This window comes from Pelomonas sp. KK5 (assembly GCF_001984095.1).
Lineage (GTDB): Bacteria > Pseudomonadota > Gammaproteobacteria > Burkholderiales > Burkholderiaceae_C > KK5.
Genome location: NZ_LYVQ01000436.1, coordinates 1 through 2,129, shown reverse-complemented (window position 1 = coordinate 2,129; position 2,129 = coordinate 1). Strand labels below are relative to the sequence as shown.

Annotated in this window: 2 protein-coding genes and 2 pseudogenes; 3 read left to right on the top strand and 1 reads right to left on the bottom strand. The window is 75.5% G+C overall.

Translation table 11 applies throughout. The features are described 5' to 3' along the window. Window positions 1–594: pseudogene (locus tag B0W88_RS31390) on the bottom strand (TorF family putative porin); the annotation flags it as partial. Between the two features lie 27 nt (window positions 595–621). Here B0W88_RS31390 and B0W88_RS31385 point away from each other — a divergent pair. From B0W88_RS31385 to B0W88_RS31375, 3 genes and pseudogenes are all read left to right on the top strand, one after another. After that, a complete protein-coding gene (locus tag B0W88_RS31385) occupies window positions 622–1,230 on the top strand; it encodes an RNA polymerase sigma factor (protein ID WP_077038372.1) in 609 nt (202 codons plus the stop codon). Beyond that, a complete protein-coding gene (locus B0W88_RS31380) occupies window positions 1,227–1,829 on the top strand; it encodes a zf-HC2 domain-containing protein (RefSeq protein WP_077038371.1) in 603 nt (200 codons plus the stop codon). Before B0W88_RS31385 ends, B0W88_RS31380 begins: the two co-directional genes overlap by 4 nt. Next, a pseudogene (locus tag B0W88_RS31375) lies at window positions 1,826–2,129 on the top strand (hypothetical protein); the annotation flags it as partial. The gene B0W88_RS31380 and the pseudogene B0W88_RS31375, both read left to right, overlap by 4 nt.

Genomic DNA, 2,129 nt, shown 5'->3' with positions numbered 1-2,129 from the left:
GCCGTAGACGTAGCGGCCCGGCGACTGGGCATAGACCCCGAGCCCGCCCTGGAGGCCGAAGCCCCGGCCCAGCCCCTCGCTCAGCGAGGCCTCGGCGCTGCAGGCGCTGCCGCTGCGGACATAGCCGTAGCCGTTGTTCAGCCGCGTGCGGGGCTGGCAGGCCAGCGAGGCCGAAGCCCGGCTGCGCCAGCGCAGCGTGGCGCGCAACTCGTCGTAGTCGTAGGCGCGGCGCCAGGCGGGGCCGGGCCAGGCCCAGTGGCTGGCGGCGAGATCGGCGCCCCAGCCGCCGTCCCACTGCCAGCTGCGCGCCACGCTCGCCGTGAGCAGCGTGCGCCGGCCGGCGCCATCGCGCCCCAGCGCCGCGGCGCCCAGGCCGACGGTCCAGCCGCCGTCGCTGGTGACGCCCAGGTCCAGCATCTGGGCCGGCTTGCGGTCGCTCAGGCTCAGCCCGCGCAGCCGGTAGTCGCTGGACAGCGCGGCCGAAGCGGTCCAGTCTTGCGCCTGCGCTGCCGAGGACGCCAGCAGGGCCAGCAGCAAGGGCTGCAACAGGGGCAGGGCGGGGCGCGGCGTCGTCATCAAGATGGGCGCAACCATAAACGAGAATCCTGGTACTCAGCAGCGATGATTCGCGACGACGATCCCTCCTCTTCCGCCGCCTCTTCGGCCGCCGCCCGCGCGGAGGCGCTGGACCGCGCCGAGCTCGCCGCCAGCGCCCGCGGGGACCGTGCCGCCTTCGAGCGCCTGTACCGCCGGCACTTCCCGCGCCTGGCGCGCTTCCTGCGCCGCTACACCGCCCGGGCCGACCTGACCGAGGACGTCATCAACAAGGCCTTGTGGGTGGTCTGGAGCAAGGCCGGCGAATTCCGCGGCGATTCCAAGGCGTCCACCTGGATCACCGGCATCGCCTACCGCTGCATGCTCAAGGCGCTGCGCGACGGTGGCGCCCACACCGAGGCGGCCGAGCTGGAGGCCGAGATCCCGGTCGACGACGGCCCCGACACCGAACTGCGCGACTGGGTGGACAAGGGCCTGCGCCTGCTGCCCGAGGACCTGCGCACGACGCTGGAGCTGGCCTACGGCGCCGGCCTGTCCTGCGCCGAGATCGGCGTGCTGATGGGCTGCGCCGAGGGCACCGTGAAGGCCCGCATGTTCAACGCCCGGCTGCGCCTGCGCAACCTGATGCCGGCGCTGGGCGGGCTGGAACCGGCGCGGCGGGAGGAAGGGCGATGAGCGGCGATGGTACGGCCTTGCACCGCGAGGTGTGGGCGCTGATCCCCTGGGTGCTCAACGGCAGTGCATCGGCCGAGGATGGCGAGCAGGTGCGCGCGCACCTGCGGGAGTGCGCCGACTGCCGGGCCGAGTACGAGTTCCAGCAGCAGCTTCGGCAGGGCATGGCGCAGCCGCTGCCGGCGGCCGAGGTCGATGCCGGGCGCGCGCTGGGCCGCTTCTGGCAGCAGGGCGAGGAGCCCGCCCGGCCCGCGCCGCGCCGGCGCTCCTGGCTGGCCGCGGCGGTGATCGTGCAGGCGATGGGCCTGGCCACGCTGGGCACGCTGCTGGCGCTGCGCTCGCCGGCCGAGTACCGGGTGCTGGGCAGCCAGCCGGCGGCGACGCGGGCGGTGATCCGCATCGTGCCCGCGCCGGGGATGCAGGTCGGCGAGCTGCGCGCGCTGCTGGCCCGCAGCGACCTGCAGCTCGTGGAGACCGGCGCCGAGCTGGGCCACCTGGGCGTGGCGCTGGCGCCCGGCGCCCGCTTCGGCCGCGACGAGGCGCTGCAGCGCCTGCGCGCCGAGCCGGGCCTGCTGCTGGTGGAGCCGGTGGTGGCGCCATGATCGCGCGCCTGTTCCTGCTGCTGTTGCTGCTGCTGGTGCGGCCGGTCCATGCCGAGGAGCCCGTCCGCCTGATCGTCGCGCTGGCCGAGCAGCGCCAGCCGGCGCCGGCCGTGGGCGGCACGCCGCGGGGGGGCTACGGCAGCTATGCCGCCGGCCTCGCCACCCAGGCCCAGTCCGATGCGCTGGCCGCCGACTACGGCCTGGCCGAGGAAGACGCCTGGACCATCGCGCCGCTGCGCCTGCACTGCCTGCTCTATCGGCTGGCGCCCGGCGCGGACGCCGCCGCGGTGCTGGCGGCGC

Coding starts and splice junctions, on each gene's coding strand:
- B0W88_RS31385 (WP_077038372.1), top strand. CDS start 622: ATGATTCGCGACGACGATCCCTCCTCTTCCGCCGCCTCTTCGGCCGCC.
- B0W88_RS31380 (WP_077038371.1), top strand. CDS start 1,227: ATGAGCGGCGATGGTACGGCCTTGCACCGCGAGGTGTGGGCGCTGATC.